This is a genomic window from Micromonospora sp. NPDC049497, from assembly GCF_044465805.1.
In the GTDB taxonomy this organism is placed as follows: Bacteria; Actinomycetota; Actinomycetes; order Mycobacteriales; family Micromonosporaceae; genus Micromonospora.
Genome location: NZ_JBITMC010000032.1, coordinates 1 through 26,445 on the forward strand (window position 1 = coordinate 1; position 26,445 = coordinate 26,445).

Below are 26,445 nucleotides of genomic sequence, written 5' to 3' on the forward strand. Positions count from 1 at the left end.
CGCAGCCACCAAGACCAACGACTGAACATCAACAACCAGCGAGGGGGTCAACATTCGGCCGGAACAGAGGGGTCAAGGTTGAGCCGGCGTTGACAAGTGGAGAGCACTGCCCGGCAGCGACGCTGAACCACATCCGGAACCGATCCCTCACTCCGCAACCGGAGTCCGACCTGCGGAGCAAGTCGCGTGACGGAACCGGGAACGGGCACCGTGCGTCGGATGGTCGTCGGTAGCGGCACCGGGTCACGGCGGCCTGGCGATCGAAGGGGGCAGGATGAGGCGGGGGCATCGCGCGATGACGCTGATGGTTTCGGCGATGGTGACGTCAATGGTCGGATGCGAGGCCGTACCTGCGCCATCCGGAGCGCCGGCGGCGACGGCGGGCGTCAACCCCGCGAGCGACGGCTCCGCCGCGCCGGACGTGGTCGACGTGGTGTGCTCGGCGGCCGGCACCAGCGTCTCCGCTGTCGGGGTCAGAGCGGCGACCGATGGCGTACACCTCCGGGTCCGGAACACGTCCGGGGCCCCCGGGGTCTACCTCCACTACCGCTACGGCGACGGGTGGCGCTACGGCGGCGGCGATCCCGTTGACGGCGACGCGTCCATCCGAGTGCTCAGTCTGCCGCCCGGGCCGGTACGACTGCACTGCTCCTCTTCCGCGGGCGGGAAGGAGGACGCTGCGGTCCACATCGAGGTGCAGGATCCCGCGATGGCGTGGCGGGGAGAAGCCCTGGCACGGTTGGGCTGCTCCCCACCGGAGCGCTCGACCATCGACTGGGTGATCGGGCCGGGCAGAGGCCGGACCGCCGATGCCGCCTTGGCGGCGCTGGTGGCCCAGTTGGACGAACCTGCGACGTGGCTCCTGGTGCAGGAAGGCTACGTCGCTGCGGCGAGGCAGACCTACGTGATGAAGCGAGGGGACAGGCCATGGGCGACGGCATCAGTGACCCGTGGGACTGACGGTGGCTGGACGGCGAGCCTGGGGGATCGGTGCCGTCCCACGTGACCGCACCGGATCTGGGTGACCCGGTGTCACGCGTTGAGCGTCGGCGTCACTTGGCGTTGTTTCGACGCACGGACGCCGATCCAGGACAGCGCAGTCCTTCGGGGGCTTGGACCCCTAACCCAGGCCCGGCCCCCGACGTCGACGTCCGATCAGCATCAGGCCGACGCCTGCGAGGAGGAGCGCAGCCGCGCTGCCGACCATCGGCCCCACCGCCGGCCCGGTGACCGGTAGGCCGCCGTCGGAACCTCCCGCGCCAGCGCCCGGCTGCCCGCCGCCCCCCGGCGCCGTCACCCGCACCACGATGGTCTCCGACACGCCGACCAGCTCGGGGTCGTCGTTCGGGACGATCACGCGGTAGCGGTGCGTGCCCACCGCCTTCGGCGTGATGTCGAGCGTGAAGGCGCCACGGTCGTTGATCAGCGCGCTGTCGACCTTCCGCCAGGTCGAGTTCCGCAGTTCCTGGAGTTCGGCGTTGTATCCACCCGGCGCGACGGTGCCGGTGAAGGTCACCTTCGTGCCGGTCACGACCGTCGTCCTGCTCGCGGTCGCGGTGACGACGGGCTTGACCCGGGGATGCCGGGACGCCACGACGATGAAGGCCGGAGTGAAGTCGACGTTGGACGGGCGCAGGATGCCGACGCACTGCAGGTAGCCGTCGCCCTTCGGATACACCTTCGAGAAGGTGCCGTCGGCGTTGGTGGTGCCGTTGGGCTCTGCCGAGTACTCGACGCACAGGTTGTCGTGGCCGAAGAAGATGGGCTGGTTGGGGATGCCCGCGCCGGTGTCCTCGTAGTAGAACCGACCCTCGACCGTCAACGGGCCGTCACCGACCAACGGGTCCGGCACGAATCGCATAATCACCGCGGGGAGGTGGGTGCCCGTGACGTCGAGCCCCGTGTCCGGTGTCTCGGGCGGGTCGACCTCGAGCTTGTTGAAGGCCGAGTCCATGGCGACGAGCTGGCTGACCTCCCACTGGCCGTTCCAGGTGGAGGGCACTTGGATCGTCGCGCTCCACCGGCCGTCCTGCGGCGTGCCGGAGGTGAGCGACAGCTCGGCGGCCTGAGTCGAAGGATCGCCACCGGCGACGCGCTTCAGGACGACGAAGGGCATGTTGCCACCGCCGACCTCGGAGATCCTTTCGACGCCGGTCTCGTCGGTCAGGTGAGCGGTCACGGTTACCGGGACGAGGTCGAGCCCGGCGACGGACACCGCGTCGGGCGAGACCGTGATGCTCTCCAGGACCGGGGGTGCCGTGTCCGTGGCGGCAACCGCCGCGGGAGCGGCGACGACCATGCCGCCAGCCGCGAAGACGAACGCCGACACTGCGATCCGCAAGCAGCGCATGGGAATGCCCTTCACGTAGCCTTAGCAACGGAGAGTCGCCACATCGGCACCGTACTCTCTCCCGCCGCTCCGCCGCTGCCCCGACACGCACCCAAGAATCGGGCCGTGACAAGCGGCGGCGGGCTCGTGAGGCTGTCTTGCCCCGCGAGACGCTGCCGACCAGCGAGGACCGCACCCGCCGCGCGATCGATCACGCCGTTGCCGACGACCCGCAGAGCCCAGAAGGCCTGGAGGCGGGCATGATCATGCAATACCCGGCCTTCGCAGGTGCTTCGCCGCAGGTCAGCGCGTCTGCGCTGATCACTTGGCGTTGAAGTAGCTCGCCTCCGGGTGGTGCACGACGATCGCGTCCGTCGCCTGCTCGGGCATGAGCTGGAACTCCTCGGACAGCTGGACGCCGATCCGCTCCGCCCCCAGCAGGTCCACGATCTTCGCGCGGTCCTCCAGGTCGGGGCAGGCCGGGTAGCCGAAGGCGTAGCGGCAGCCGCGGTAGTCGGTGCGCAGCAGCCCCGCCAGGTCCGCCGGGTCGTCGTCGGCCACGGTACGGCCGCCGGGCAGGGTCAGCTCGGCGCGTACGCGGCGGTGCCAGTACTCGGCGAGGGCCTCGGTGAGCTGCACGGACAGGCCGTGCACCTCCAGGTAGTCGCGGTACTCGTTGCGGGCGAAGAGCTTCGCCGCGTACTCGCTGACCGGCTGGCCGACGGTGACCAACTGCAACGCGACCACGTCCAGTTCCTCGCCGCGCGGCCGGAAGAAGTCGGCGAGGCAGAGCCGCCGCTCCTGGCGCTGCCGCGGGAAGGAGAACCGGGCCCGCTCGGCGTGCCCGTTCTCGTCCAGCACGACCAGGTCGTTACCCTCGGAGTACGCCGGGAAGTAGCCGTACACGACGGCGGCCTCCAGCACCTTGTCGGCGATGAGCCGGTCCAGCCAGTAGCGCAGCCGCGGCCGGCCCTCGGTCTCCACCAGCTCCTCGTAGGACGGCCCCTTGCCGTCGCGGGCGCCACGCAGCCCCCACTGCCCGAGGAACGTGGCCCGCTCGTCGAGCAGCGCCGCGTAGTCGGCCAGTGGCACACCCTTGACCACCCGGGTGCCCCAGAACGGCGGGGCCGGGACCTCCACGTCGGCGGCCACGTCGGAGCGCACCGAGGAGTCGTGCAGCTCGGGCAGGGACTCGGTGACCATCGCCCGCTGCCGCTCGCGGCGCGCCCGGCGGGCGGCCAGGGCCGCCTCCCGCTCCGCGTCGATCACCGGCGCGCCGCCCCGCTTGGCGGTCATCACCCGGTCCATCAGGGACAGCCCCTCGAACGCGTCGCGGGCGTAGTGCACCTGGCCGGGGAACATCGACCGCAGGTCGTCCTCGACGTACGCCCGGGTCAGCGCGGCGCCACCCAGCAGGACCGGCCAGCGCTCCGCGACCCCGCGCGACGCCATCTCGGCGAGGTTCTCCTTCATGATGACCGTGCTCTTGACCAGCAGGCCGGACATGCCGATGGCGTCGGCGCGGTGCTGCTCGGCGGCGTCCAGGATGGCGGTGATCGGCTGCTTGATGCCGATGTTCACCACCTCGTAGCCGTTGTTCGACAGGATGATGTCCACCAGGTTCTTGCCGATGTCGTGCACGTCGCCCTTGACGGTGGCGAGCACGATGCGGCCCTTGCCGCCGTCCTCGGCGGTCTCCATGTGCGGCTCCAGGTAGGCCACCGCCGTCTTCATCACCTCGGCCGACTGGAGCACGAACGGCAGCTGCATCTGCCCGGAGCCGAACAGCTCGCCGACGACCTTCATCCCGTCCAGCAGAATGTCGTTGATGATGGAGAGCGGGGCCCGGCCGCCGGCCATCGCCTCGTCCAGGTCGGCCTCCAGGCCGTTGCGCTCGCCATCGATGATCCGGCGCTTGAGCCGCTCGTCCAGCGGCAGCCCCGCCAACTCCTGTGCCCGGGTGGCGCGGGCGCTGGTGACGTCGACGCCCTCGAAGAGCTCGAGGAAGCGCTGCACCGGGTCGTACCCCTCACGGCGCCGGTCGTAGACCAGGTCGAGGGCGACCTCGCGCTGCTCGTCGGGGATCCTCGACATCGGCAGGATCTTGCTGGCGTGCACGATCGCCGAGGTGAGCCCGGCCGCCACGCACTCGTGCAGGAACACCGAGTTGAGCACCTGCCGGGCGGCCGGGTTGAGGCCGAAGGAGATGTTCGAGATACCCAGGGTGAAGTTGACACCCGGGTAGCGGGCGGCGATCTCCCGGATCGCCTCGATGGTCTCGATGCCGTCGCGGCGGGTCTCCTCCTGCCCGGTGGCGATCGGGAAGGTCAGCGCGTCGATCAGGATGTCGGAGCGGTCCAGCCCCCACCGGCCGGTCAGGTCGTCGATCAGCCGGGCGGCGACGCGGACCTTCCAGTCCTTGGTGCGGGCCTGGCCCTCCTCGTCGATGAGCAGCGCGACCACCGCGGCGCCGTGCTCGGCGACCACCGGCATCACCCGGGCGTAGCGCGAGTCGGGGCCGTCGCCGTCCTCGAAGTTGACCGAGTTGACCACACAGCGACCGCCGAGCATCTCCAGCCCGGCCTCGATCACCGCCGGCTCCGTGGAGTCCAGCATGATCGGCAGGGTGGAGGCGGTGGCGAACCGGCCGGCCAGCTCCCGCATGTCCTGGGTGCCGTCCCGGCCGACGTAGTCGACGCAGAGGTCCAGCAGGTGTGAGCCGTCCCGGGCCTGGCTGCGGGCGATCTCCACGCAGGCCTGCCAGTCGGCGGCCAGCATCGCCTCACGGAACGCCTTGGAGCCGTTGGCGTTGGTCCGCTCCCCCACCATCAGCACCGAGGCGTCCTGGGCGAACGGCACCGAGTGGTAGATCGACGAGACGCCGGCCTCGTGCCGCGGCTCGCGTTCGACCGGGGTGGCGCCGTGCAGCCGCTCGGTCAGCACCCGGATGTGCTCCGGGGTGGTGCCACAGCAGCCGCCGATCAGGGACACGCCGTAGTCGGCGATGAACCGCTCCAGCGCGTCGGCCAGCTCCACCGGGGTCAGCGGGAAGTACGCCCCGTCGGCGGTGAGCACCGGCAGCCCCGCGTTCGGCATCACCGACAGCGGCACCCGGGAGTGCTGGGACAGGTAGCGCAGGTGCTCGCTCATCTCCGCCGGCCCGGTGGAGCAGTTCAGCCCGATCAGGTCCACCCCGAGCGGCTCGATCGCGGTCAGCGCCGCGCCGATCTCGCTGCCCAGCAGCATCGTGCCGGTGGTCTCCATCGCCACCTGGCAGATGATCGGCACCGGCCGCCCCAGCTCGGCCATCGCCCGCTTGGACCCGACGACGGCGGCCTTGACCTGGAGCAGGTCCTGCGAGGTCTCGATGATCAGCGCGTCCGACCCGCCCGCGATGAGACCGGCGGCATTCTCCTGGTAGGCGTCCCGCAGGCTCGCGTACGCGGCGTGCCCGAGAGTGGGCAGCTTGGTGCCCGGCCCGATCGAACCGAGCACGAACCGGGGACGCTCCGGCGTGCTGATCGCGTCGACCGCCGCCCGGGCGATCCGCGCGCCCGCCTCGGACAACTCCCGGATCCGCCCCGGGATGTCGTACTCGGAGAGGTTGGGCAGGTTGGCGCCGAAGGTGTTCGTCTCGACGCAGTCCGCCCCGGCGGCCAGGTACGCCTCGTGCACGCCGCGCACCACGTCCGGGCGGCTGACGTTGAGAATCTCGCTGCACCCCTCGAGGCCCTCGTAGTCGTCGAGGGTCAGGTCGGCGGCGTGCAGCATCGTCCCCATCGCGCCGTCGGCGATCAGGATCCGGTCGGCCAGCGCATCGAGCAAAGAGGTCCGCACCTGTTCAGGTTAGTGGGGCCGCGTCCCGACCGATCCCCGCCCGCGCCGCTTCCCACATTCTGTCGGGCGGATCACGCTGGCCTTGTGCCTGCCGCCGCGGGCCGGTACGGCGTACGACCGGCGCGGCCGGCGGGCCCCGTCCGGCCCCGACACGTAGGCTGGCGGACGTGAAGGACTACAGCGACACCACCGTGCCCGGCGGACGGACGGGTGGGCACGACCCGGAGCCGTCCGAGGACGAGCAGGCGGAGGTGACGGTGTGAGCGAGTTCGACGGACTGCCGGTGCTGCGGTCCCCCGTGGCCATCGCCGCGTTCGAGGGGTGGAACGACGCCGCCGACGCCTCCACGGCCGCGGTCGAACACCTGGAACAGGTGTGGCAGGCCCGGGAGGTCACCGAGCTGGACCCGGAGGACTTCTACGACTTCCAGGTCAGCCGGCCGACCATCACCATGGCCGAGGGCGAGACCCGCCGCGTGGAGTGGCCCACCACCCGCTTCATGGTCGCCAGCCCGGAGGGCACCGAGCGGGACGTGGTGCTGATCCGCGGCATCGAGCCGAGCATGCGGTGGCGCACCTTCTGCGAGCAGGTGCTGGAGATCTGCCACAGCCTGGAGGTCGAGCGGATCGTGCTGCTGGGCGCCCTGCTGGCGGACGTGCCGTACACGCGCCCCCTGCCGATCAGCGGCAGCGCCTCCGACGCCGAGGCCGCGCAGCGCTACCAGCTCACCCCGACCCGTTACGACGGCCCGACCGGCATCGTCGGGGTGCTGCAGGACGCCTGCACCCGTGCCGAGGTCGACGCCGTCTCCTTCTGGGTGCACGTGCCGCACTACGCCAACAACCCGCCCTGCCCCAAGGCCACGCTGGCCCTGCTGCACCGCGTCGAGGAGGTGCTCGACCTGCCGGTGCCGATGGCCGACCTGGCCGAGGAGGCCGCTGAGTGGGAGCAGCGGGTGCGCAGCGCCGCCGAGCAGGACGCCGAGCTCGGCGAGTACGTCCGCGAGTTGGAGGAGCGGGTCGGCGACGCCGGCATCACCCCGTTGACCGGGGACGAGATCGCCCAGGAGTTCGAGAAGTACCTGCGCCGTCGGGGCGGCTCCGCCGGTCCCACCGCCGGCTCCTGGTGAGCTGACCCGGCCGGCGGCCGTGGCGGTGAGGGTCCCCCGTTGCCCCCTCGCAGGGCCCCGACCCTCACCACCGACGACCTCCCCGTCCGCCGGTCCGGGCCCCCCGCCCAGACCAGCCCGAGCAACAGGCGTTGAGCGACTTCCGCCATCGCTCAACGCCCGTTGCGCGGATACAGCGAGCATACGCTCACGTTCGGTGCACGTGTCAACGGGTGTTTCGTCGCCATGCGAACCTGCGACACTGTCGTTGAGCGGGGACGTCGGAGAGGTGAAGATCCATGGCTGAGGACCACAGCGCGCACGAGCTGCCACCCCTCGACACGCTCGCCGCCCGACTGGAGTACCTGTTCGACACCATCCGGCCCACCCCCGACGAGCTCACCGACTCCGACGAGCCGGGGCGCCGGTACACCAACCGGGAGATCGCCGACCGGATCAACGCCGTGCAGGGCGAGACCGGCGTGTCCATCAGCGCCGCGTACATCGGCGAGCTGCGCCGCGGGGTCGCCAGCGACCCCCGCACCTCCCACGTGCGGGCCCTCGCCCGCGCCTTCGGGGTGAGTTCCGGCTACTTCGTGGACGACGCCGCCGCCCGGCGTATCCAGGACCAGATCGCGCTGCTGGGCGAGCTGCGCCGCATGGACGTCACTCAGGTCGCGTTGCGACAGGTTCTCGCCGACACGGGGCTGTCCCCCACCGACTCCCAACTGGTCGAGCAGATGGTGGCCCGGCTGCGGGCGCTGGGCGAGGCCGCGACCGGGCCCCGGGACGACCGCCGGTAGCCGTGCTCGTCCTCCGATGGCAGTATGCAGACGAGCGGAGAGGCGCCGAGGTGACGCTGCACCGACTACGCAAGCGCTGCGAACGGATGATCGCGAAGCTGGGCGTACCCGAGCCGTTCGACATCCACGAGCTGTGCCGGGTCCTCGGTGAGCGCCGCGGACGACCGATCCACCTGGTGCCGATCAGCCTCCCCGTGCACACCGTCTGTGGCATGTGCGTCCCCACCGGCGCCTTCGACGCGATCTTCTACGAGCAGGACACCTCACCCCTGCACCAGATGCTGATCATCGGCCACGAGGTGGGCCACCTCCTGGCCGGGCACCGACCGGCGGCGGTGCTCGACCCCGACGCCTCCCGACTGCTGCTGCCCGACCTCGACCCCCGGCTGGTGCGGCGGTTCCTCGGTCGCAGCAACTACGACGCCGAGGAGGAGCGGGAGGCGGAGGTGATCGGCTCCCTCCTGCTGGGCCGGGCCCGGGCCGGCCACTGGATCGACCAGGACGCCGCACCGCGCGACGGAGGCCCGGCCGCCCTCTACGACCGGCTGCGGCACTCCCTGGAACACCCGGACCGGTAGCGCGTGGACACCCTCCTCTACGCCCTGTGCGCCGGCGCCGGCTGGGTCAGCTTCGGCTACCTGCTCCGGTTGCAGCGGCGCAGACCGAGCCAGGCCCGCCGCGCGATCTGCGTCGCCTTCGGCGCCTTCGCCACGGGCATCACGCTGGCCGTCCCGCCGCTGGCCGCCGGCCTCGACGCGGCCACGGGACTGCCGAACCTCGCCAAGGTCCTCTCGCACGGCTGCGCGCTGACGATCGCCGCGAGCGCGGAGCACATGCTGCTGTACCTCGCGCTGCCGGCCCCGCGGGCCGCCGCCCGCGCGCGCCGCTGGGTGTGGGTCACCGCCGGCGCGTACGCGGTGATGGTCGCCCTGTTCGTCGCCACCCTCACCGACGACCGCCCGGTACGGCTGACCGTGGAGTACGCCACCGACCCGGCGGTCACGGCGTACCTGCTGATTTTCGTGGTGATGGGCTTCTTCGCGTACTGCGTCGACATCTCCCGGCTCTGCTGGCGGTTCGCCCGCATCTGCGGCCGTCCGTGGCTGCGGCGCGGCCTGCGCACCACCGCCGTCGGCGCCGCCGTGGCCCTGCTCTACAGCACCAACAAGATCGTCTACCTGGTCGCGTACGCGAGCGGACTGCGACCGGCCGGCGAGCGCGAGATCGCCGCGGTCCTGGTGACCGTCAGCGCGCTGCTGATGATGGCCGGCCTGACCATGCCGGCCTGGGGCCCGGTCCTGCCGCTCACCCGACGGTGGGACGACCTGCGCGCGTACCACCGCCTCGGTCCCCTGTGGCGCGACCTCACCACCCGCCTGCCCGAACTCGAGCTGGACCCGACCCTGCGCCGGCCCCTCGGCGCGGTGCGGGACATCGACTACGCGCTCACCCGCCGGGTCGCCGAGATCCGCGACGGCCGCCTGGCGCTGCGGCCCTATGTGGACGCCCGGGTGACCGTGGTCGCCGAGCGGCTGGCCGACCGTGCCGGCCTCACCGGCGACGAGCGGCTCGCCGTGGTCGAGGCCGCCCACCTGGCCTGCGGGCTGCGCGCCCACCGCGCCGGGGTGGTCGCCGCCGTCCCGCAGGCGGCCGACACCCTGCACCGGCCGGGCCGCGGCTACGCTGGCGAGATCGCCTGGCTCACCCGCGTCGCCGACGCGTACCGCCGGTGTCCGGTGGTCGCCGGCACCGTCGACGCGACCACGCACCTGACCGCGACGACCGCCCGGACCGACACCGTTGGAGACACCCACCGATGAAGGACCGCCACGTCCACCTCGCCCGGATCCGCACGCTCGACCCCGACCGCGACCACCTGGCCATCTACCAGACCATGCTGCGGTACGAGTTCCCGTGGGACATGAAGCTGGGCCTGAACCTCGCCTTCAACCGCTCGTTCTCGATCCCGCGCGTCGCGGCGGTCCACACGGCCACCGGCGAGCTGACCGACCGCACCCAGAAGCGCATCGACGACACCGGTGTGCTGATGTACGAGATGGTCCTCAACGGATTCGACCAGCCGCGCGGACGGGACGCGCTGCGCCGCGTCAACCAGATCCACCGCCCGTACGACATCCCCAACGACGACTACCTCTACGTCCTGGGCTGCCTGGTGGTGGTCCCGACCCGCTGGCTGGAGCGCTACGGCTGGCGCCGTCCGTGCTGCCACGAACGGCGGGCCACCTGGCGGTTCTACCGGGAGCTGGGCGTACGGATGGGAGTCACCGGCATTCCCGGCTCCTACGAGGAGTTCGAGGTGTGGTTCGACGCGTACGACCGGGAGCACCTGCGGCCGAACGCCGACGCCGCGGCCATCGAACGCGCCACCCGCATGCTGATGTTGACCCGGATCCCCGCCCCGCTCGCGCCACTGGGCAACGCGCTCGTCAGCGCCATGTACGACGCGCGCCTGCGGGCGGCGACCGGTGTGCCGACACCGCCGTGGCCGGTGCGGGCCGGCCTGCACGCGGGCCTGCGCGCCCGCGCCCACCTGCGACGGTGGTTCGGCCGGCCCCCGGCGGTGCCGCTGTTCGCCGACGGGATCACGACGAAGACCTACCCCGACGGGTACGACATCAGCCGGCTGGGCCCGCCGTCCGCACCGCCGGCCGGCCGCTCCCCCGCCTGACCGCTCCCCCGCCCGACCGCGCCGCACGTCCACGGTGGACTTCTCGGCGTGTCGGTTCCCCCGCGCACACCGCGTAGGGCATCCTAGGAACCTAGTTGCGATCGAGGAGGCGGCCATGCAGATCAACCCGGGGGCGGCCGAGTTCCCGCACCGGCAGATCGCCACGCAGCTCAAGGCACAGGTGCGGCGCGGCGACTGGGGCCCCGGCGAGCGGCTGCCGTCCATCCCGGCCATCGCCGAGATGTTCGGCGTCGCCAAGCAGACCGTGCAGCGCGCCGTCGACCAGCTGCGGGTCGAGGGCATCCTGATCACCAAACCCGGCTCCGGTACGTACGTCCGGGGCACGCGGCGCCGTCTCAACCGCCTCTCCCGTGGCCGGTACGGCGGATTCCGCGGCTACCACACCGACCTGGCCGCCCGGTACCGTCAGCAGCTCGTCTCCGTCGGCCGCTCCCCCGCCCCGCCCGAGGTGGCCGACGTGTTCGGGGTACCCGACGGCACCGACCTGCTCTGCCGCCGCCACCTGGTCCGCACCGAGGACTCCCCGGTCGAGGTCGGCGCCTCCTGGTTCCTGCCCGCCGACACCGCCGGAACCTCCCTGGAGCGCGCGGAGGCGTTCGGCCGGCCGCTCTACCAGGAGGCCGAGGAGGCCACCGGCCGGCGGTACGTCTCGGCCACCGACACGATCAGCGCCCGCCAGCCCAGCCGGGAGGAGGCGGAGATCCTCCAGATCCGCCCCGACACGCCTGTGCTGCACCTGCTGCACGTCGCGTACGACGGCCGGCGCAAGCCGATCGAGGTCGCCCAGGCCACCTGGCCCGGCCCGGTCACCACCCTGACCGAGGAGTACCGAATCCCCGCCCCAACCACCGAACCGGACCCCGACCCCGGCCTCGTCCTGGGCTGACCCCACCCCACCCCACCCCCACCGCACCCCGGCGAGCAGTTTCGGGGAAAGAGTGGCCATCGGCACGAGAATGGCCGCTCTTTCCCCGAAACTGCTCGCCGCAGGGCGGGGTGGGCGGGGTGGGCGGGGTGGGCGGGGTGGGCGGGGTGGGCGACGGCGGGGGGCGCTTTTACAGGCGGATGCCGAGGAGGGCGTCGACGGTGTCGGCGAACAGGGCCGGGGCGTCCCGGTCCGTCCCCGTGCCGGCCAGCGCCGCGTCGGCCCACGCGTCGGCGAGGGCGATCGCGCCCGGGGTGTCCAGGTCGTCGGCGAGGCGCGCGCGTACGCCGGCCAGGATGTCGGACCCGGACGGCCCGGCGGTCGCGGCGGCGGCCCGCCGCCAACGGCCCAGCCGCTCCTGAGCGGTGGCCAGCAGGTCGTCGGTCCAGGTCCGGTCGCTGCGGTAGTGACCACTGACGAGGGCCAGCCGCACCGCCATCGGGTCGACCCGGTCGGCGCGCAGCCGGGACACGAAGACGAGGTTGCCGCGGGACTTGGACATCTTCTCGCCGTTGAGGCCGATCATGCCGGCGTGCACGTAGTGCTCGGCGAACGGCGCGGCGCCGGTGAGGCGCTCGGCGTGCGCCGCGGAGCACTCGTGGTGCGGGAAGAGCAGGTCGTTGCCGCCGCCCTGTACGTCGATCCGGTCGCCGAGCAGGTTCAGCGCGATCGCCGCGCACTCGATGTGCCAGCCCGGGCGGCCCGCGCCCAGCTCCCCGCCCGGCCAGGACGGCTCACCCTCCCGGGCGCCCCGCCACAGCAGCGGGTCCAGCGGGTCGCGCTTGCCGGCCCGGTCGGGGTCGCCACCACGCTCGGGGAAGATCTCCAGCATCTGCTCGCGGGTCAGGTTCGACTCGTAGCCGAACCGGGGCGCGGTGGAGATGTCGAAGTAGATGTCGCCGGTGCCGTCGTCGAGGCGGTACGCGGCGCCGTCCTTGAGCAGCAGCAGGACCTTGTCGGCGATCTCCGGGATCGACTCGACCGCGCCGACGTAGTGCGCGGGCGGGATGATCCGCAGCGCCTCCATGTCCTCGCGGAACAGCGCGGTCTCCCGCATGGCCAGGACCTTCCAGTCCTCGCCGTCGCGCTCCGCCCGCTCCAGCAGCGGATCGTCGATGTCGGTGACGTTCTGTACGTACCGCACGTTGAGCCCCGCGTCGCGCCACACCCGCTGCACCAGATCGAAGGTGATCATGGTGGCGGCGTGGCCGAGGTGGGTGGCGTCGTACGGGGTGATCCCGCAGACGTACATGCTTCCCGCGCCGCCCGGCGTGCTGGGCAGGACATCCTGCCGTGCCGAGTCGTACAACGCCAGTGGCCCGCCCCGGCCGGGCAGCCGCGGCACCTCATGCCCCACCCAAGACTCCATGACTGCCAGCCTAGCGATCCCTGCGACGGCGCCGGGCCGAGCCACGGGTGATCAGCGTGACAGAGGGCTCACATGGGGGGCCAGGGCATCGCCGGCCAGTCCTGCGGCGGCTGCGGGAACCGGCCGGCGGCCCGCAGCCGTTCGACGCGACCGGCCAGCTCCGCGATCTCGCCGAGGGTCAGGTGCGCGGCCAGGTCCTCGCCGAGCGTGCCGGCCACCTGGCCGGCGAGCGCGTCCAGCATCTCCACCGCGTCGTCGGGCAGCCGGCGACCGGCCCAGCCCCACAGCACCGTGCGCAGCTTCTCCTCGACGTGGAAACTCACGCCGTGGTCCACGCCGTAGATGCGGTCGTCCGGGCCGACCAGCACGTGGCCGCCCTTGCGGTCGGCGTTGTTGATCACCGCGTCGAGCACCGCGAGGCGGGCCAGCCGGGGATCGTCGGCGTGCGCGAGGGCGTACGGGGTGCCGTCGTCGTCACGGGCCGCCGCGACGGGCAACCAGCGCGGTAGCACCGCGTCGGCCGGCACGAACCCGACCAGCGGCTCGGCGTCGGTGGGCTCGTCGATCCAGAGCTGGCACGAGCCGGGGCCGAACGGCCCGTCGCGCAGCACCGTCGGTGGCACCAGGTCCCAGCCGGTGGCGCGGGAGACCAGGTACGCCGAGACCTCCCGCCCGGCCAGGGTGCCGTCCGGGAAGTCCCAGAGCGGACGTTCGCCGCGCACCGGCTTGTAGACACAGCGCGCGGAGACGCCGTCGAGCGTCAGGATCCCGCGCAGGGTGGTGTTGGAGGCGTCGACCAGCCGGCCCTCCAGGTCGAGCTCACCGTCGGAGAGCAACCGGAGTGCGGCTGTCCCGTCCTGGCGGGGCTGGAGGCCGGACGAGGTCACCGGTGGTAACCGTTGTGCCGCGGGCAGAGGTGCCCGGCGGGGTCCAGCGGTTGGCCGCACAGCGGGCAGGGCGGACGGCCCGCGTTCACCACCCGCTTGGCCCGCTCGATGAACTCGCGGGTCGCCTCGGGGGTCAGCCGCACCCGGAGCCGGTCGAGGTCCTCGTCCGGTTCGACGTCGTCGTCCTCGTCCTCCTCGTCGTCCGGCTCGCCGAGCTCGACCTCGGTCTCCGCCTCGCCGGTGGCGATCGCCTCGATCACCACGGTCGCGGTGTCCACGTCGAAGGCCAACCCGAGCGTGCCGACCCGGAACTCCTCGTCGACGGGCGTGTCCAGGGGGTCGTTGTCGCCGACGGTGGTCACCGGCTCGGGCAGCTGCACGCCGAACCGGCGTTGCGCCTCGGAGAGCAGCTCCTCCAGCTTCTCCGCCAGCAGCGACACCTGGACCTTCTCCAGCGCGACGCTGACCAGCCGACCTCCGCCGCGCGCCTGAAGGAAGAACGTGCGATCCCCCGGCGGCCCGACGGTCCCGGCGACGAACCGCTCCGGCGGCTCGAAGGCGTGCACCTGGTGGGTCATACCCACGACCCTATCCGGCGTCCCGAACGATCGCGCACCCCACCGACCCGAATCACCGCCGGGCCGCCGCGCCCGGCGTACGGGTGGCGGTTCCCGGGCGTGGCGCGGTGGGTGACCGGCGCCGCGGCATGCGGTCCGGCGGTCATCGCGCCGCTCCCGCGCCGCCGCCGACGGCCGCGTCGGAGTCCGCCGCCGCCGCTCGGGTGGCGCGCCGTCGCCGCTTGCGCGGCGGTGGCACCAGCCCGGCGAGGTCCCCGCCGACGTCGTTGAGGCGCACCAGGAACGGCCGCAGCGGCGTGTAGCGGATCGCCGTGACCGACGCCGGGTCCGCGACGATGCGCTGGAAGAGATCGAGGTGTACGCCGAGCGCGTCGGCCACGATGGCCTTGATCACATCGCCGTGGCTACACGCCAGCCAGACCGCCTCCGGCCCGTGCTCGGCGGTGACCCGGGCGTCCCAGGACCGGACCGCCGCCACGGCACGGGCCGCCATCGTCGCCATCGCCTCCCCCTCCGGGAAGACCGCCGCGCTGGGGTGCTGCTGCACCACCGGCCAGAGCGGCTCCTTGGCGAGCTTCTTCAGCGGTTGCCCCTCCCAGGCGCCGTACCCGCACTCGATCAGCCCGTCCTCGACAACCGGGGCGACCTCGGGCAGCGCCAGCTCCAGGGTCTGCCGGCAGCGGATCAGCGGGCTGGTCACCACCGCCGCCAGGGGAAGCCCCCGCAGCCGCCGGCCGACCGCGGCGGCCTGGGCGCGACCGGTGTCGTCCAGCTCCACGGGCTGCCGGCCGGCGAGCCCGCCGTCCGCGTTCGCGGTCGTCCGGCCGTGTCGCAGGAGCAGAAGGGTCGCCACTCCCCCACCCTAGATCCTCTCCGCTCCGACCGGATCAGGTGGCGCTGATGGTCCCGGTCATCAGGAGGGCGAGGACCAGGGTGCCCAGGGCCACCCGGTACAGCACGAAGACGTACAGGGTGTGGTGGGCGACGTAGCGCAGCAGCCAGGCGATGGCCGCGTACCCGATGGCGAAGGCGATGATCGTGGCGACCACCATCTGGGCGACGCTCGGCACCGACGTGCCCTCGGCGGCGGGCGCGAAGACGTCCTCGAGGCTGAAGATCCCGGACATCACCACCGCCGGGATGGCCAGCAGGAACGAGTACCGGGCGGCCGTCTCGCGGGTCAGGTTGAGCAGCAGGCCGGCGGTTAGCGTGCCGCCGGAGCGGGACACCCCCGGGATCAGCGCCATCGCCTGGGCGAAGCCCATGACCACGCCGTCGCGCATCCGGAAGTTCTCCAGGGTGCGCGTCTGCCGGCCCCAGTACTCGGCGAACGCGAGCACGAACGCGAAGACGATCAGGGTGGTGGCCACCAGCCACAGGTTCCGGCCGGCGGTGCGGATCTGGTCCTTGAACAGCAGGCCGAACACCCCGATCGGGATCGAGCCGATGATCACGTACCAGGCCATCCGGTAGTCGAGGCTGGACCGCACCGAGCGGTCCCAGATCCCGACGATCCAGGTCCGGGTGATCCGCCAGATGTCCTTGGCGAAGTAGATCAGCACCGCCGCCTCGGTGCCCAGCTGCGTGACAGCGGTGAACGACGCACCGGCGTCCCGGTCGAAGAAGATCGCCGAGGTGATGCGCAGGTGTCCCGACGAGCTGACCGGCAGGAACTCGGTGAGCCCCTGCACGATCCCCAGGACGATGGCCTCGACCCAGGTCACTCGCCGACTCCGGAGAGGTCCAGCGCCTCGGCGACGGTACGCAGGGTCTGCACGCCACTGTCCCGGTCCGCCGCGAACAGCGTCACCGACAGCGTGGTGACACCGGCGGCCGCGTACTCCCGCATCCGCTCGGCGATGCGCTCCTTCGGGCCGAGCAGCGAGGTGCGGTCGATGAACTCCATCGGGATCGCGGCGGCGGCGTCGCGCTGCCGCTTGGCGAGGTACAGGTCCTGCACCTCGCGGGCGGCGTCGCCGTAGCCCATCCGGGTGGCGAGCTGGTTGTAGAAGTTCTGCTGGCGGCTGCCCATGCCGCCGACGTAGAGGGCGGCGTAGAAGCGGACCAGCTCGGCGCAGGAGGCGACGTCGTCACCGACGACGACGGGAACCGACGGGACCACGTCGAAGCCGGCCAGCTCCTTGCCGGCCTTTGCCCGGCCGGCCCGCACCGCGGCGAGCTGCTCGTCGGCGAACTCCGGCGCGTAGAAGACAGCCAGCCAGCCGTCGGCGATCTCGCCGGCCAGTTCCAGGTTCTTCGGGCCGACGGCGGCCAGGTAGATCGGGATCTCCTCGCGCGGCGGGTGGAAGCCCAGCCGCAGCGCCTTGCCGGGACCGTCGGGCAGCGGCAGCGTGTAGAACTCGCCGTCGTAGGCGACCTCCTTGCGCGCCACGGCCATCTTCACGATGTCCACGAACTCCCGGGTCCGCGCCAGGGGCTTGCCGAACCGGACGCCGTGCCAGCCCTCGGAGACCTGCGGGCCGGACACGCCCAGGCCCAGCCGGAACCGGCCGCCGGAGAGCGCGTCGATGGTCGCCGCGGTCATCGCGGTCATCGCCGGGGTCCGGGCGGGGATCTGCATCACCGCGCTGCCCAGGTCGATCCGGGAGGTCTGACCGGCCATCCAGGCGAGCATGCTGGGCGAGTCGGAGCCGTAGGCCTCCGCCGCCCACACCACCGAGTAGCCGAGGCGGTCCGCCTCCTGGGCCAGCGCCAGGTGATCGGCCGGCGTGCTCCACGCTGTCTGGTATCCGAGGCTGAGCCCGAGTCGCACTAGTCCTCCCCCATCCGCACCACAGGTCGCACCAGGTTACGCAATACCGTCGGCGGAGCCGATCACCGGCTCACCGATTCGGACCCGGCTCCTCCGCCGGGCGACCCGGGCGCGCGGATCGGCGCGTCGGGGAGCAGACTCGACGGGAGCGAGGATATCGGCGGGCGCCCGTTCGAAATAAGGTTCACCCATGCAACAGCGACCGCTCGGCCGAAGCGGGCTGGCGGTTTCGCGGCTCGCGCTCGGCACCATGACCTGGGGCCGGGACACCGATGCCGACGATGCGGCCGCCCAGCTCAAAAGTTACCTCGACGCGGGCGGCACCCTGATCGACACCGCCGACGTCTACGGAGACGGCGACGCCGAGTCGGTGATCGGGTCGCTGCTCGGCTCCCTGGTGCCCCGGGACGACCTGTTGATCGCCACCAAGGCGGGACTGCGGCCGGGCAACGGCCGGCGCCGGGACAACTCCCGGGGGCACCTGCTGCGCACGCTGGACGCCTCGCTGCGCCGGCTCGGCACCGACCACGTCGACCTGTTCCAGGTGCACGGGTACGACCCGGACACCCCGCTGGAGGAGACCCTGGCGGCCCTGGACCACGCGGTGAGCAGCGGGCGGGTCCGCTACGTCGGTGTGTCGAACTTCTCCGGCTGGCAGACCGCCCGGGCCGCCGCCTGGCAGACCGCCTGGCCGGGGCGGGCTCCGGTGGTGGCCTCGCAGGTGGAGTACTCGCTGCTGGAGCGGGGCGTGGAGCGCGAGGTGCTGCCCGCCTGCGAGGCGTTGGGCCTGGGCGTGCTGCCCTGGTCGCCGCTGGGTCGCGGGGTGCTCACCGGCAAGTACCGCCACGGCCGGCCCGCCGACTCACGGGCCGCCTCCCCGCACTTCGAGCGGTTCGTCGCCACGTACCTGGAGCCGCGCTGCTCCAGCATCGTGGAGGCGGTCGCGACCGCCGCGGGTGGTCTCGGGGTCTCGCCGCTGGAGGTGGCGCTGGCCTGGATCCGGGACCGGCCGGGAGTGGTGGCGCCGATCCTGGGCGCCCGCACGGTCGGTCAGCTGCTCGGCGCGCTCCAGGTGGAGCGGATCACCCTGCCGGAGGAGATCGTCACCGCGCTCGACGACGTGTCCGCCGTGCCGGTCGGCTACCCCGAACGCGACGGCTGACCCACCGGCCCGCGCGGGAGCGGCGCGGGTCACCCGGCAAGGGGTGGCGAAGGGCCGCCGGGCTGGGCAGCATAGGGCCCATGGACTACGAGTACGCGCCGCTGCGGTTACCACCGAACGTCGATCGGGTGACCGCCGCGGTGCAGCTGGCGATCCAGGCGGAGTTCTCCGGATGGGAGTTGGCCCGGGTGCGGCTGTTCCGGGACGGTACGCGGCAGGTGATGCTGCGCCGTCGGCGGGTCAACCAGCCGCAGCCGGGCCTGTCGTACTGACGACACGCCGACGCCCCGGGGCCGGACCGTGCGGGTCCGGTCCCGGGGCGTCCGTGCCTTTCCCGGACGGCGCCCGATGGGCGCGCCGGTGTCAGTGGGCGTGGTCGTGCTCGTCGTCGTCGAGGAACGAGTGCTCGTCGAGGCGGCCCACCAGCCGGTCGTCCAGCGCCGGCTGGAACGGGCCGACCGGGTCGTCGTCGTCGAAGGACTCCAGGTCGACCGGCGTGCCGACCTCGCTGACCATCACCACGCCGTCCAGCGGCTCCAGCTCCGGGACCTCCAGCGCACCCAGCGAGCCGTCACCGCTCTGCAGCAACTCCAGCACCGCCTCGCCGACGCCCTCGACCGGGGCCGTCTCGTCCTCCTCCGGCGTGCCGGCGCGCCGCGCGGCCTCGGCCACCTGGATCAGCGCCGAGACACTCGGCACCCGGTAGTCGCGCCGCTGGCGCACCGAGATGACGCGCGGGTGCGGGTCGGTGGGCTCCACGCCCTCGCCGCCACCGAAGCGCCGGTCGGCCTCGTCCGGGTCGATCGCTTCGACGTCCCACGGGGTGACCTCCCCGAAGCCGTCCATCAGTTGCTCGTCGTACGCGTAGGAGGCGTTGTTCAGGGCGACGTACGCCTGCCAGACGTCGTCGTCGTCGATACGACCCTGCGCGGCCCGGACGGCGGCCAGGTGGTGACGGGCCGCTTCGATGACGCGCTCGAGGGCGGCGTCCAGCTCACCGTGCTGGTCGGTCATGTGGATGAGTCCCTTCGGGTGGGCGTGCCGTGCCGGGATGGAGGCTCCGGACGGGGGCTAGCAGCTGCGGAGGAACCGGTCGAGAACCCGCACGCCGAACTGTAGTCCGTCGACCGGAACGCGCTCGTCGATGCCGTGGAACAACGCGGAGAAGTTCAGATCCGCCGGCAGCCGCAGCGGCGCGAACCCGAAGCAGCGGATGCCGAGCTGCGAGAACGCCTTCGCGTCGGTGCCGCCGGAGAGCATGTACGGCACCGGGCGGGCGCCCGGGTCCTCGGCGCGCAGCGCGGCCGACATCGCCTCGACCAGGTCGCCGTCGAAGGTGGTCTCCAGTGCGGGCTGGCGCTGGATGTACTCGATGGCGATGTCCGGGCCGACCAACTCGCGCAGCTGCCGCTCCAGCAGCTCGGACTGGCCGGGCAGGCTGCGGCAGTCGATGGTGGCGGTGGCCCGGCCGGGGATGACGTTGTCCTTGTAGCCGGCCGCGAGCCGGGTCGGGTTGGCGGTGTTGCGGATGGTCGCGCCGATGAGGTTGGCGATCGGTCCGAGCTTGGCGATGGCGGTCTCCGGGTCCTCCGGGTCCAGCTCGATGCCGAGCAGGTCGGAGACCTCCTCCAGGAACGCCCGTACGGTGTCGGTGACCACCACCGGGAAGCGGTGCCGGCCGATCCGGGCCACCGCCTCGGCGAGCGCGGTGACGGCGTTGTCGTCGTGCACCATCGAGCCGTGCCCGGGGCGCCCCCGGGCGTGCAGCCGCAGCCAGTCGATGCCCTTCTGGGCGGTCTCGATCAGGTAGAGCCGCTGGCTGTCGTTGACGGAGTACGAGAAGCCGCCGACCTCGCCGATCGCCTCGGTGCAGCCGTCGAAGAGGTCCCGGTGGTGCTGCGTCAGCCAGTGCGCGCCGTAGTCGCTGCCCGCCTCCTCGTCGGCGGTGTAGGCGAGCACGATGTCGCGGGGCGGGCGTACGCCGGTGCGCTGCCAGTGCCGCACCACCGCGAGCACCATCGCGTCGAAGTCCTTCATGTCGATCGCGCCCCGGCCCCACAGGTAGCCGTCGCGCAGCTCGCCGGAGAACGGGTGCACCGACCACTCGTCGGCGTCGGCGGGCACCACGTCGAGGTGGCCGTGCACGAGCAGCGCGCCCCGGCCGGGGTCGGTGCCGGGGATCCGGGCGACGAGGTTGGCCCGGCCCGGCGCGGACTCGTGGATCACCGGCTCCACGCCCACCTCGGCGAGCTTCTCCGCCACGTACTCCGCGGCCCGGCGTTCACCGACACTGGTGTCGTTGTCCCCGGTGTTGGTCGTGTCGATCCGGAGCAGGTCGCGGCAGAGGTCGACGACCTCGTCGGTGGGTGCGGGGTGGGCGGAGGCGGCGTCGCTCGTCATCGCATCTTCATACCAGCCGACGCGGTCGGCGCGCCCACCGCCGGTTTCGCCGATCGCCGCCCCGGGTACCGGCGGTCGCGACCGACTCCCCCACCGCACCGCCCGCCACACCGAGGAGGGCACCATGAGCGTTCCCCTGCCGCCGCTGCCGCCCACCACCGCCGACGACCGGTTCCGGCCGGCCGGGCGCAGCGTCGCCGACATCGTCGACGCCGAGCACCGGCAGTTGCGGGAACTGGTGGGACGGCTCACGAACCCGGACCCGGAGCGGGCGCCGGAGAACGGCCCGACCGTGCTGACGGCGGCGCTGTCCCGGCACCTGTCCGCCGAGGAGCAGTACCTGCTGCCCGCCGTACGCGCGGCGCTGCCGGACGCCGCCGGTCGGGTCGACGCGGTGCTCGAGGCGGACGCCGCCCTGCTGGTCGCACTCCGGGACCTGCCCGCGGAGGGGCTCGCCGACGTGGCGGCCCGCGTCCACCGGCACGTCGACGAGGTCGGCGCGCTGGTGGCGGAGCTGCGGGAGGTGGCCAGCACGGAGGAGCTGATCCGGCTGGGCAACCGGCTGGAGATCGCCGAGGAGGCCGCACCCACCCGGCCGCACCCGGGCACTCCGGCGACCCCGCCGTGGAACCGGATCGTGGAGCCGGCGGTGGGTGTGGTCGACAAGCTGCGCGACGCGGTGACCGGCCGCCCCACGTACCTGAAGGATCTGACGGAGCCCCCGGCCGGTGGGGCGTGACCGGACACACTCATATCGGGAATCGTTGATCCGTCGAACCCCTTCCGCAGGCCGTGTGGTGGGCCCTACCGTCACTCTATGAATCTGGAGCTGCGACACCTGCGGGTCGTCTGCGCGATCGCCGAGACGGGGAGCGTGACCAAGGCGGCCTCGACGCTGGGCCTCGCCCAGCCGGCGTTGACCGCCCAGCTCCAGCGCATCGAGCGCACCCTCGGCGGCCCGCTGTTCGAACGCGACCGGCGCGGCGCCCGGCCCACCGCCCTCGGCGAGCTGGTGCTGGCCCGGGCCCGGGTCCTGCTGCCGGCGATGAAGGGCCTCCAGGACGAGGCGGCCCGGCTGGCCGGCGCCGGGGACACCCGCCGGCGGTACCGGTTCGGCGGGGTCAACAGCCCGATCCTGGGCCGGCTGGTGCACCGGCTGGCCGCCGAGCAGCCGCAGGCCCAGATCACCACGTACGCCTCGTGGTCGGTCGACGAGCTGGCCCAGCTGGTCTCGGGTGGCCGGCTGGACTTCGCGCTCACCGGCGTCTGCGGCGACTCGTCCCCGTCGGTGGAGTTCGGGCTGATCTGGCGGGAGGTGTCGATCGACCCGGTGCACGTGCTGCTGCGGGAGACGCATCCGCTCGCCGACCGCGACGAGATCGCCCTGGCGCAGCTCCGTCACGAGCAGTGGGTGGCGGCGCCGGGCGACGGCTGTTTCGGCGACTGCTTCGCCGCCGCGTGCGCCCGCGCCGGCTTCACACCCCGCAAGGTGTACGAGGCCGACGTCCGCGGCTGCCTGGACCTCGTGGACGCCGGCGAGGGGATCGCGCTGTGCCAGGCCACCTTCCGGCCGGTCGCCGGCCTGGTGACCCGGCGGCTGGCCGGGATCCCGCTGCGCTGGCGGCTGATGCTCGGCTGGCACCCGGACTCCCCGGCCGCCGGGATCGCCGACCTGGTGCTGGAGTCGGCGCTGGCCGCGTACACGGACTCGCTGGCGGCGCACCCGGCGTACCTGGCCTGGTTGCTGCGCAACCCGGGCTTCGGGGTGCGGCAGCCCTCGGGCGTCTGACTCCGCTGGTGCACCAGTGGACGGCGACTCGCGGCGGCAACCAGCGGTGGCGGTTGACCACCGTCAGCTGAGCGGCACCTCGCCGGCAAAGCCCGGTCGAGGGCGGTGCGAACCGCCCCCGGCCGGGTATCCCGGACACCATGACGGACCTCTACCCTGCCGCCGACGACCGGGAGATCCTCCGGCAGGCGGCCGCCACGCACACCGCCGCCGCCCGCGACGTCGAGACGTTCCTGCGCCGACTGCCGGACGTACCGGACCCGGCCGACGTGACCGAGTACGCCAACCTGCTCACCCGCGAGGAGCGGGCCCGCGCCGACCGGGAGGCCGCCGCCGACCGTGCCGGCCTCACCATCGGCAGCCTCGAACCCGACCAGGGCTGACCCGCCCACCGGCCGGGTGCCCCCGGGGGGGGCCCCCCCCGCGCGGGGGGGGGGGGGCCGGGGGGCCCGGGGGGGGGGGGCCCCCGCGGGCACGGCGGGCGGCCCCACCGCCGCGGCGGGGGCCCCCGCCCCCCGGGGCGCCCCCCGCCGCCGGGGCCGCCCCCCCCCCCGCCCCCCCCCACCCCCCCCGGGGCCCCCCCCCCCCCCGGCGGGGCCCGGGGGGGGGGCACCCGGCCGGAGCGTGGTGCGGGTCAGCGTTCGACGAGGGGATCGTGGCCCAGGTCGAGCAGGGAGTGCCGCCACTCGTCGTCGGCGTTGCCACGCGGCGGCTTCGCGTCCATCAGCGACTCGATGCGGTCGACCGCGTCCTGCATCACCTCGATGTCCTCCGGCGTGAGGTCCACCTTGCGCTTGGTCAGCACCTGGAGGATCCGCCGGCCGGGCTCGGGCAGGTCGAGGTCCGGGTTCGGGCCGAACGACTCCTCGCCGGAGCCCCGGGTCAGCAGCCACTGCCGCAACTGTGCGGACGGCACGTTCACCTGGGCGTGGAAATCGTCCCAGAGCACGTCCACCTCGGCGTCGACTCGCTTCTCGCGTACCATCAGCCCTCCTCTCGCCGGCGGCGTTCGGACGCCGCCGGGTCCCGCTCGTCGGTCTGCTGGCCCGGGCCCTCCGGCGGCACCTGCACCCGGGCCGGGTTCGCCGTCGGCGGCGCCACGATCGGCTCGGTCCGTTCGGCGCTGTCCTGGGTTTCCTCGGGTTCGGTCATCTGCCCCTCCCGCGTCATCGGGGATGCGACGTGGACGCCGCCGTGTAGCCGCGCTCGCCCGCAGCGACGTCGAAGGCGAGCTGGCCGTCGCGGGCGTCCACGGTGACCTTCTGCCCCGGCGAGACGGCGGATTCGAGCAGCATCCGGGAGAGGTGGTTGTCCACCTCGCGCTGGATGACGCGGCGCAGCGGCCGGGCGCCGAACTCCGGCTGGTAGCCGTGCTCGGCCAGCCAGTCGGTCGCGGCCGCGGTGAACTCGACCCCGATGTCCTGGGCGTGCAGCCGGCGACGGGTCTCCTCCAGCAGCAGACCGGTGATCTGGCGCAACTGCTCGGCCTCCAGCCGACGGAAGATGATCACCTCGTCGACACGGTTGAGGAACTCGGGGCGGAAGTTCTCCTGGAGCCGGCGCATCAACCGCTCGCGCAACTCGTCGCTCTCCCCGCCGCCGCCCTCGCCGGCGCCGAAGCCGACCGCCCGCTGGGTGCCGGTGATCAGCTCCGAGCCGAGGTTGCTGGTCATGATGAGCACGGTGTTCTTGAAGTTGACCGTCCGGCCCTGACTGTCCGTGAGCCGCCCGTCGTCGAGCACCTGGAGCAGGATGTTGAACACGTCCGGGTGGGCCTTCTCGATCTCGTCCAGCAGCACCACCGCGTACGGGCGGCGACGCACCGCCTCGGTGAGCTGCCCGGCCTCCTCGTAGCCGACGTACCCCGGGGGCGCGCCGACGAGGCGGCTGATCGTGTGCCGTTCCTGGAACTCGCTCATGTCCACCCGGACCATCCGGTCGGCCTCGCCGAAGAGCGCCTCGGCCAGGGCGCGGGCCAGCTCGGTCTTGCCGACGCCGGTCGGGCCGAGGAAGAGGAAGGAGCCCATCGGGCGGTTCGGGTCGGCCAGGCCGGTACGCGAGCGGCGTACCGCCTCGGCGACGGCGGTGACCGCGTCGTCCTGGCCCACCACCTTCTCGTGGAGGTGACCCTCCAGGCGCAGCAGCCGGTCCCGTTCCTCCTCGGAGAGCTGGCTGGCGGGGATGCCGGTGGCCCGGGACACCACCTCGGCGATCTCCTGCGGCCCGACCTGCGGCACCTGCGAGGAGTCGGGTCCGTCGCCCTGCGCCCGACGGATCTGCTCCTCCAGCTCGGCGAGCCGGTCCCGCAGGGAGGACGCCTTCTCGTACTGCTCGTCGGCGACGGCCTGCTCCTTGTCCCGGCGCACCTCGTCGAGCTGGTTCTCCAGCTCGCGCACGTCGGCGGCCGGGGTGCGGGTGCGCAGCCGGACCCGCGCGCCGGCCTGGTCGATCAGGTCGATGGCCTTGTCCGGCAGGAAGCGGTCGGTGATGTACCGGTCGGAGAGTTCGGCGGCGGCGACCAGCGCCTCGTCGGTGAACCGGACCTGGTGGTGGGCCTCGTAGCGGTCGCGCAGGCCGCGCAGGATCGCGACGGTGTCCTCGACGGTCGGCTCCGGCACGTACACCGGCTGGAACCGGCGGGCCAGGGCGGCGTCCTTCTCGATGCTGCGCCGGTACTCGTCCAGCGTGGTCGCGCCGATCACCCGCAGCTCACCCCGGGCCAGCGCCGGCTTGAGCATGTTGGAGGCGTCCATGCCGCCCTCGCTGCCCGCCCCACCCGCGCCCACCAGCGTGTGGATCTCGTCCAGGAAGACGATCAGCTCCTCGCGGTGGGCGCGGATCTCCTCGATCACCTTCTTCAGGCGCTCCTCGAAGTCGCCGCGGTACCGGGTGCCGGCGACCAGCCCGGCCAGGTCGAGCTGGATGACCCGCTTGCCGAGCAGCGTCTGCGGCACGTCCCCGTCGCAGATCCGCTCGGCGAGACCTTCCACGATGGCCGTCTTGCCGACGCCTGCCTCACCGATGAGCACCGGGTTGTTCTTGGTGCGCCGGGACAGGATCTCCACGGCCTGCTCGATCTCGTCGGCGCGGCCGATCACCGGGTCGATCTGGTCCATGCGCGCCAGCTCGGTGAGGTCCTGCCCGTACTGGTCGAGGGTGGGGGTGCCCCGGTCCGGCTTCGGGCCGGTCATCGGCCCGCGCTCGGCGCTGGCCGCCTGCAGCGACTCGGGCTGGATGCGGCCCGCGGCCAGCATCCGGCCGGCCGGCGACTCCGGGTTCAGCGGCAGGGCCATGAGGATGTGCTCGGGACCGATGTAGTTCGCGCCCATGGCCCGGGACAGCTGGTGTGCGTCGAGCAGCGCCCGCTTGGCCGCCGGGGTGAGCGACAGGTTCGGCGGCACCTCCCCCCTCGGCGCGCCGTCGCCGCGACCGCCCAGGGCGTTGACGAGGGTGTCGGGGTCGGCACCCGCCCGCCGGACCAGGTCGCGCAGCGGCTCCCGTTGCAGCGCCGCCCAGAGCAGGTGGTCGGTGTCCAGGTCGTTGCTCTGCTTCTGGGCCGCCCGCCGGGCCGCGTCGGCCAGCATCTCCCGGGCGTCGGCGGTCATCAGGCGCGTGATGTCGACCCGGTGCGCGGGCCGCCGGCCACCCTCACTCCGGCCGAAGTACCGGGCCAGGAACTCGTCCCACGGATCGGAGCCGAAGTCGCCGGGTCCCATCATGTCTGTCCTCCGCTGCTCGGGCGCGGCACGGTCGGCAGGGGCTACCCGGCGGTCGG

At 72.9% G+C, this 26,445-nt stretch carries 26 protein-coding genes; 12 read left to right on the top strand and 14 right to left on the bottom strand.

Going from position 1 to position 26,445, the window contains the following annotated elements; translation table 11 throughout:
• Positions 1–243 precede the first annotated feature (243 nt).
• Complete coding sequence (locus ACIBR0_RS27705) at positions 244–453, bottom strand: hypothetical protein (RefSeq protein WP_396720487.1); 210 nt, start codon at positions 451–453, stop codon at positions 244–246.
• 667 nt (positions 454–1,120) lie between these two features.
• Positions 1,121–2,341: a hypothetical protein gene (locus ACIBR0_RS27710; protein WP_396720489.1), complete on the bottom strand. Its 1,221-nt coding sequence runs from the start codon at positions 2,339–2,341 to the stop codon at positions 1,121–1,123.
• A 146-nt stretch (positions 2,342–2,487) separates the two neighbouring features.
• Between ACIBR0_RS27710 and ACIBR0_RS27715 the strand changes: the two genes are divergently transcribed.
• Positions 2,488–2,664 carry a hypothetical protein gene (locus ACIBR0_RS27715; RefSeq protein ID WP_396720491.1) on the top strand — a complete coding sequence of 59 codons (177 nt, stop codon included), beginning with the start codon at positions 2,488–2,490 and terminating at the stop codon, positions 2,662–2,664.
• On the opposite strand, the gene metH is transcribed toward ACIBR0_RS27715, so the two are convergent.
• Positions 2,651–6,166 (bottom strand): methionine synthase, encoded by a 3,516-nt coding sequence (gene metH, locus ACIBR0_RS27720; RefSeq protein WP_396720493.1) that lies wholly within the window; start codon positions 6,164–6,166, stop codon positions 2,651–2,653. The genes ACIBR0_RS27715 and metH overlap by 14 nt on opposite strands.
• A 259-nt stretch (positions 6,167–6,425) precedes the next feature.
• On the opposite strand from metH, the gene ACIBR0_RS27725 reads away from it, so the two are divergent.
• The 6 genes from ACIBR0_RS27725 (at position 6,426) to ACIBR0_RS27750 (ending at position 11,673) form a co-directional block, all read left to right on the top strand.
• Complete coding sequence (locus ACIBR0_RS27725; protein WP_396720495.1) at positions 6,426–7,295, top strand: PAC2 family protein; 870 nt, start codon at positions 6,426–6,428, stop codon at positions 7,293–7,295.
• Positions 7,296–7,573: 278 nt separating this feature from the next.
• Positions 7,574–8,077 (top strand): hypothetical protein, encoded by a 504-nt coding sequence (locus ACIBR0_RS27730; protein WP_357033134.1) that lies wholly within the window; start codon positions 7,574–7,576, stop codon positions 8,075–8,077.
• An 86-nt stretch (positions 8,078–8,163) separates the two neighbouring features.
• Positions 8,164–8,655: a hypothetical protein gene (locus tag ACIBR0_RS27735; RefSeq protein ID WP_396720541.1), complete on the top strand. Its 492-nt coding sequence runs from the start codon at positions 8,164–8,166 to the stop codon at positions 8,653–8,655.
• A gap of 3 nt (positions 8,656–8,658) precedes the next feature.
• Positions 8,659–9,897 (top strand): MAB_1171c family putative transporter, encoded by a 1,239-nt coding sequence (locus ACIBR0_RS27740; RefSeq protein ID WP_396720497.1) that lies wholly within the window; start codon positions 8,659–8,661, stop codon positions 9,895–9,897.
• Positions 9,894–10,766 (top strand): oxygenase MpaB family protein, encoded by an 873-nt coding sequence (locus tag ACIBR0_RS27745; RefSeq protein ID WP_396720499.1) that lies wholly within the window; start codon positions 9,894–9,896, stop codon positions 10,764–10,766. The genes ACIBR0_RS27740 and ACIBR0_RS27745 overlap by 4 nt, the downstream gene beginning before the upstream one ends.
• Positions 10,767–10,881: 115 nt before the next feature.
• Positions 10,882–11,673, top strand: a complete 792-nt coding sequence (locus ACIBR0_RS27750) for a GntR family transcriptional regulator (protein WP_396720501.1) — start codon at positions 10,882–10,884, stop codon at positions 11,671–11,673.
• Positions 11,674–11,842: 169 nt separating this feature from the next.
• On the opposite strand, the gene mshC is transcribed toward ACIBR0_RS27750, so the two are convergent.
• From mshC to ACIBR0_RS27780, 6 genes are all read right to left on the bottom strand, one after another.
• Positions 11,843–13,081 (bottom strand): cysteine--1-D-myo-inosityl 2-amino-2-deoxy-alpha-D-glucopyranoside ligase, encoded by a 1,239-nt coding sequence (gene mshC, locus ACIBR0_RS27755; protein WP_396720503.1) that lies wholly within the window; start codon positions 13,079–13,081, stop codon positions 11,843–11,845.
• A gap of 68 nt (positions 13,082–13,149) precedes the next feature.
• Entirely contained in the window at positions 13,150–13,968 is an 819-nt protein-coding gene (locus ACIBR0_RS27760) for an SCO1664 family protein (RefSeq protein ID WP_396720505.1), read from the bottom strand.
• Entirely contained in the window at positions 13,965–14,546 is a 582-nt protein-coding gene (locus ACIBR0_RS27765; protein WP_357038646.1) for a DUF3090 domain-containing protein, read from the bottom strand. Before ACIBR0_RS27765 ends, ACIBR0_RS27760 begins: the two co-directional genes overlap by 4 nt.
• 142 nt (positions 14,547–14,688) lie before the next feature.
• Positions 14,689–15,399 (bottom strand): MSMEG_4193 family putative phosphomutase, encoded by a 711-nt coding sequence (locus ACIBR0_RS27770; RefSeq protein ID WP_396720507.1) that lies wholly within the window; start codon positions 15,397–15,399, stop codon positions 14,689–14,691.
• Between the two features lie 34 nt (positions 15,400–15,433).
• A complete protein-coding gene (locus ACIBR0_RS27775; RefSeq protein WP_396720509.1) occupies positions 15,434–16,270 on the bottom strand; it encodes an undecaprenyl-diphosphate phosphatase in 837 nt (278 codons plus the stop codon).
• Complete coding sequence (locus ACIBR0_RS27780) at positions 16,267–17,319, bottom strand: LLM class F420-dependent oxidoreductase (RefSeq protein ID WP_396720511.1); 1,053 nt, start codon at positions 17,317–17,319, stop codon at positions 16,267–16,269. The genes ACIBR0_RS27775 and ACIBR0_RS27780 overlap by 4 nt, the downstream gene beginning before the upstream one ends.
• Before the next feature lie 190 nt (positions 17,320–17,509).
• On the opposite strand from ACIBR0_RS27780, the gene ACIBR0_RS27785 reads away from it, so the two are divergent.
• Positions 17,510–18,481 carry an aldo/keto reductase gene (locus ACIBR0_RS27785; RefSeq protein ID WP_396720513.1) on the top strand — a complete coding sequence of 324 codons (972 nt, stop codon included), beginning with the start codon at positions 17,510–17,512 and terminating at the stop codon, positions 18,479–18,481.
• Positions 18,482–18,561: 80 nt separating this feature from the next.
• On the top strand, positions 18,562–18,753 hold the full coding sequence (locus ACIBR0_RS27790) for a DUF5703 family protein (RefSeq protein WP_357037061.1): 192 nt from the start codon (positions 18,562–18,564) through the stop codon (positions 18,751–18,753).
• 91 nt (positions 18,754–18,844) lie between these two features.
• On the opposite strand, the gene ACIBR0_RS27795 is transcribed toward ACIBR0_RS27790, so the two are convergent.
• Entirely contained in the window at positions 18,845–19,495 is a 651-nt protein-coding gene (locus ACIBR0_RS27795; RefSeq protein WP_396720515.1) for a hypothetical protein, read from the bottom strand.
• A 57-nt stretch (positions 19,496–19,552) separates the two neighbouring features.
• Positions 19,553–20,881 (bottom strand): M20/M25/M40 family metallo-hydrolase, encoded by a 1,329-nt coding sequence (locus ACIBR0_RS27800; RefSeq protein WP_396720517.1) that lies wholly within the window; start codon positions 20,879–20,881, stop codon positions 19,553–19,555.
• A gap of 124 nt (positions 20,882–21,005) precedes the next feature.
• On the opposite strand from ACIBR0_RS27800, the gene ACIBR0_RS27805 reads away from it, so the two are divergent.
• The 3 genes from ACIBR0_RS27805 to ACIBR0_RS27815 all read left to right on the top strand — a co-directional run bounded on the left by ACIBR0_RS27805 (position 21,006) and on the right by ACIBR0_RS27815 (position 23,053).
• Positions 21,006–21,620 carry a hemerythrin domain-containing protein gene (locus ACIBR0_RS27805; RefSeq protein WP_396720519.1) on the top strand — a complete coding sequence of 205 codons (615 nt, stop codon included), beginning with the start codon at positions 21,006–21,008 and terminating at the stop codon, positions 21,618–21,620.
• A gap of 78 nt (positions 21,621–21,698) precedes the next feature.
• On the top strand, positions 21,699–22,670 hold the full coding sequence (locus tag ACIBR0_RS27810) for a LysR family transcriptional regulator (RefSeq protein ID WP_396720521.1): 972 nt from the start codon (positions 21,699–21,701) through the stop codon (positions 22,668–22,670).
• 140 nt (positions 22,671–22,810) lie between these two features.
• Positions 22,811–23,053 (top strand): hypothetical protein, encoded by a 243-nt coding sequence (locus ACIBR0_RS27815; RefSeq protein ID WP_357038802.1) that lies wholly within the window; start codon positions 22,811–22,813, stop codon positions 23,051–23,053.
• Positions 23,054–23,304: 251 nt separating this feature from the next.
• On the opposite strand, the gene ACIBR0_RS27820 is transcribed toward ACIBR0_RS27815, so the two are convergent.
• Genes ACIBR0_RS27820 through ACIBR0_RS27830 form a run of 3 tightly spaced genes read right to left on the bottom strand, consistent with a single transcriptional unit; the run spans position 23,305 to position 26,389 of the window.
• On the bottom strand, positions 23,305–23,655 hold the full coding sequence (locus ACIBR0_RS27820) for a DUF3140 domain-containing protein (protein WP_396720524.1): 351 nt from the start codon (positions 23,653–23,655) through the stop codon (positions 23,305–23,307).
• Positions 23,655–23,822: a hypothetical protein gene (locus ACIBR0_RS27825; RefSeq protein ID WP_357040538.1), complete on the bottom strand. Its 168-nt coding sequence runs from the start codon at positions 23,820–23,822 to the stop codon at positions 23,655–23,657. The genes ACIBR0_RS27820 and ACIBR0_RS27825 overlap by 1 nt, the downstream gene beginning before the upstream one ends.
• A 14-nt stretch (positions 23,823–23,836) precedes the next feature.
• Positions 23,837–26,389, bottom strand: a complete 2,553-nt coding sequence (locus ACIBR0_RS27830) for an ATP-dependent Clp protease ATP-binding subunit (protein ID WP_396720526.1) — start codon at positions 26,387–26,389, stop codon at positions 23,837–23,839.
• Positions 26,390–26,445 lie beyond the last annotated feature (56 nt).

Excerpts from the sequence above, each read along its gene's own strand:
- ACIBR0_RS27795 (WP_396720515.1), bottom strand. The coding sequence starts at position 19,495 with ATGACCGACCAGCACGGTGAGCTGGACGCCGCCCTCGAGCGCGTCATC.
- ACIBR0_RS27735 (WP_396720541.1), top strand. The coding sequence starts at position 8,164 with ATGATCGCGAAGCTGGGCGTACCCGAGCCGTTCGACATCCACGAGCTG.
- ACIBR0_RS27790 (WP_357037061.1), top strand. The coding sequence starts at position 18,562 with ATGGACTACGAGTACGCGCCGCTGCGGTTACCACCGAACGTCGATCGG.
- ACIBR0_RS27805 (WP_396720519.1), top strand. The coding sequence starts at position 21,006 with ATGAGCGTTCCCCTGCCGCCGCTGCCGCCCACCACCGCCGACGACCGG.
- ACIBR0_RS27830 (WP_396720526.1), bottom strand. The coding sequence starts at position 26,389 with ATGATGGGACCCGGCGACTTCGGCTCCGATCCGTGGGACGAGTTCCTG.
- ACIBR0_RS27815 (WP_357038802.1), top strand. The coding sequence starts at position 22,811 with ATGACGGACCTCTACCCTGCCGCCGACGACCGGGAGATCCTCCGGCAG.
- ACIBR0_RS27810 (WP_396720521.1), top strand. The coding sequence starts at position 21,699 with ATGAATCTGGAGCTGCGACACCTGCGGGTCGTCTGCGCGATCGCCGAG.
- ACIBR0_RS27750 (WP_396720501.1), top strand. The coding sequence starts at position 10,882 with ATGCAGATCAACCCGGGGGCGGCCGAGTTCCCGCACCGGCAGATCGCC.
- ACIBR0_RS27785 (WP_396720513.1), top strand. The coding sequence starts at position 17,510 with ATGCAACAGCGACCGCTCGGCCGAAGCGGGCTGGCGGTTTCGCGGCTC.
- mshC (WP_396720503.1), bottom strand. The coding sequence starts at position 13,081 with ATGGAGTCTTGGGTGGGGCATGAGGTGCCGCGGCTGCCCGGCCGGGGC.
- ACIBR0_RS27745 (WP_396720499.1), top strand. The coding sequence starts at position 9,894 with ATGAAGGACCGCCACGTCCACCTCGCCCGGATCCGCACGCTCGACCCC.
- ACIBR0_RS27820 (WP_396720524.1), bottom strand. The coding sequence starts at position 23,655 with ATGGTACGCGAGAAGCGAGTCGACGCCGAGGTGGACGTGCTCTGGGAC.
- ACIBR0_RS27730 (WP_357033134.1), top strand. The coding sequence starts at position 7,574 with ATGGCTGAGGACCACAGCGCGCACGAGCTGCCACCCCTCGACACGCTC.
- ACIBR0_RS27800 (WP_396720517.1), bottom strand. The coding sequence starts at position 20,881 with ATGACGAGCGACGCCGCCTCCGCCCACCCCGCACCCACCGACGAGGTC.
- ACIBR0_RS27765 (WP_357038646.1), bottom strand. The coding sequence starts at position 14,546 with ATGACCCACCAGGTGCACGCCTTCGAGCCGCCGGAGCGGTTCGTCGCC.
- ACIBR0_RS27825 (WP_357040538.1), bottom strand. The coding sequence starts at position 23,822 with ATGACCGAACCCGAGGAAACCCAGGACAGCGCCGAACGGACCGAGCCG.